Origin of the sequence: Campylobacter sp. BCW_6873, from assembly GCF_001762365.1 — a bacterium.
In the GTDB taxonomy this organism is placed as follows: Bacteria; Campylobacterota; Campylobacteria; order Campylobacterales; family Campylobacteraceae; genus Campylobacter_D; species Campylobacter_D jejuni.
On sequence record NZ_MJWS01000043.1, the window covers coordinates 1 to 3,015 of the forward strand.

At 28.7% G+C, this 3,015-nt stretch carries 3 protein-coding genes; all 3 read right to left on the minus strand.

All coding sequences use genetic code 11. The features are described 5' to 3' along the window. A partial coding sequence (locus tag AJ932_RS02030) for a hypothetical protein (protein WP_070278273.1) occupies positions 1 to 1,754 on the minus strand: 1,754 nt, incomplete at its 3' end. Continuing rightward, the gene (locus AJ932_RS02035) at positions 1,744 to 2,379 is read right to left on the minus strand and encodes a hypothetical protein (RefSeq protein WP_070278275.1); all 636 of its coding nucleotides are present in this window, start codon (positions 2,377 to 2,379) and stop codon (positions 1,744 to 1,746) included. The genes AJ932_RS02030 and AJ932_RS02035, both read right to left, overlap by 11 nt. Next, positions 2,369 to 2,830, minus strand: coding sequence for a hypothetical protein (locus AJ932_RS02040; protein WP_070243435.1), 462 nt, complete (start codon positions 2,828 to 2,830; stop codon positions 2,369 to 2,371). The genes AJ932_RS02035 and AJ932_RS02040 overlap by 11 nt, the downstream gene beginning before the upstream one ends. Between the last annotated feature and the right edge of the window lie 185 nt (positions 2,831 to 3,015).

Genomic DNA, 3,015 nt, shown 5'->3' on the forward strand with positions numbered 1-3,015 from the left:
TATTGCACCTTGCATTTATTAGCATCTTTATCATCAAAAAGTTTAAGTTGCAGATAAAGCAGTTCTAAGTTTTGGGTATTCTTTTTTATATTATTGACAATGGATTTTTTTTCTTGTATTTGAGTATTAGCATCTAAATCTATTACAAAAATTTTATAGGCTTTAGTAAGAGTTTTAAAATGGAATTTTATATCTTTTAATATATCTTCTTTATCAAATTTTTCTATATCTAAAATAACTATAGGCTTGTCAATAAAAGCCATTTTTTTATAAGGGGTAAATTTTTGAGAATTAAAATAAGCAAAAAATACCACACCCTTATCTCTCCACTCGTCTTTGATGCTGTATTGATTTTTCCATCCACGACCTAACAATTCTAATCCACGAAAAGCTCTATTTTCTATAGTAGTATGGCGTATATATTCTTCTATATCTTCTTTAACATCAAAAACCAAATAAGATAAAATGATATAATTTTTATAGGATTCTTCTTGTTTTCTTACCTCATAATCAAAAACGATATTAAAATTATTTTTCAAAGCTTCTAGTTTTAACACCTCATTATCTTGCATTATTCCTTGTGCATAAGTGAAACTAAAAAACATTTTATCAATAAAAGCTTGCCCTTTTTGTTTATGCTTTTTTTGTATATTAAACATTGGAGCGTATTTTAAAACACTTTCATAAAAATTGTCTTCATTGAAATTTTCTCTGTCTATAATAAAGCTTATTTTATCTATAGTGCTCTCTTTACCCACATAAACATTTTCAAATACTATTTTACCCTCATCATCACTCATAGCCTTTGCCACCACTCTATTAAAGCGATGATTATAAACATAAATTTCCTTATTTTTTAAAGCTTCTCCATTCTTAGCAAGAAAGCATTCATTGATTTCTATTTTTATATTTAAGGTATTAGCTATGGGTTGTATTCTGATTATAGTTGGATTTTTTTCTTGAGCTTTTTTATAACTTTGCTCATCTTTATCTAAATAATAAGGAAAACTTAGCATCAAAAGAATGGTTTTAAAATAAGCACTATTAATATCACTTATTTCTTTACAAAGCTTTTCTGCTTCATCTTCATTTAACACTCTTAATTCTATATATTGATGAGTGATGAGATAATTGATGATTTTGTGCATTTTTTCATCTAATTTTTCCTCTAAATATTTCTCTTTGGCTTCTTGTTTTTTTAATTCCTCATCTTCATCGCCAAAAATTAAGTCATTAAAAAAACCTGCTGCAATTCCTCCAACAACAGCACCAATGATTGTTCCAACAATAGGAATTTCTGATCCGGCAATAGCTCCTATTCCAATTCCTGTAAAGACTCTACCAATTATACCTACTCCTGTTCTAATAGTTATCTTTTTGCCTGTCTCTTTTGCTACTTGCTTGATAGCAAAACTTGTTGCTACACTTTTAGTAACTACATACCCTGTTGCCCCCTCTATTAAAAGTTCTTTTGCTATTTTTTCATTGGATTTTTGTTCTAGTTTTTTATAAAGAATATTAAAGATTCCAAAATTAACTTTTATAAGTCGAGAGCCAACTTGCTTGCCTAATTTGTCACTTGTATCAAATAAAACTTTGATTTTTTCTTGACTATAAGCACCAGCAGCACCGACTGAATTTGAAAATATCTGTCCCGCTACTCCAAAATCTTTTTCTTGTGATTGTGTTTTTAATTGTGATACATTAGAGTCTAATACTACTTGTAAGCTAGAGTATATATTTTCATTTGTCATTTTGTATTTTCCTCAATTCCTCAATTTTTAAAAAATCCAAATCAAATCGTGGTGAGATTTTGCTATGCCTACTCTTAAAAAATTCATAGTTTTTCAAATCAATTTTGCTTAAATATTCTTGCGTTTGGGGTTTTATTATTGCATATAATTCTTGGATATTATTGCTTCTGAGTGGATCTAAAAACGAATATGCATTATAAATTTCCTCGCCAAATTTAGATATGGTTACGCTATCGGCATAAATAGCAGTAAATGTGTGTGAAAAATAACAAAAATAAAAACTTCCAATCTCAAAAATTTTATCTTTGCCGACAAATTTCTTTACAATAAGGTCTTTATTTGTGGCATAAATTTCTTTTGTGTTGAGTGTCCGCAAAATTTCCATAAGATAACCAAACATAACAACCATAAATATAAGGCTTATTATACCGAATAATACTATATCCCAAATCCCTTTATCAAAAGCTTGATATAGCTTTTTAATTGCTATATAAAAAATCCAAATAAACCCACATAACACACCAATCCTAAAACTCCATAAAATGATAGTCCATAATACAAGTAATGGCGTGTTTTTATACCGCAATTTCCAAATAATTTCATCTTTGCATTTTTTATTCTCCAAATTCTCTATCCTTTTTCTCTTTTCTGAGTTCCATTGCTTCTTTAAGGAAAGTGGTATTAATTTTGTTATAACCGCTTACATGTGAAATAATTTTTTCAAATTCTTCATCACCTAAGCTTAATAAATAAGGCATTACATGAGGCTTTATAATGGCATTAATTCTTCCAAAACAACCTTTTGTTGGATCATCGCCATCACTGAATAAACCAGGTTCAAGGTATTCTTTGACCTTATCTCCGAAGGTGTATATCACTATATCTCCTGGAGTAAGCACAAATGACACGTGACGATAATACACAAAAAAAGTTCCTAAAGGAAAAACCAAATCATTTTTGATATAATACTTAATCACAAGTTTTTCTTTTGTGATATAAATTCTTTTAATATTTGCCGTTTTATAGATCTCTTGTGCAAGTGCATATACCGTTACAAGAAACATAATAAAAACCATAAACCATTTAAAATCCTTAGTATTGTCAAATGCCCTAGGAAGCAAATAAAGCATAAAACATAAAAGCACAATATATATTATCCAATAAAGCAAAAACGAAGGTATATCTTTTTTTCCTTCCCAAATGATTTCATCTTGAGTGTCTTGCTCTTTGATTTCTGTGTTATTGTTTGTTTGGCTCATTT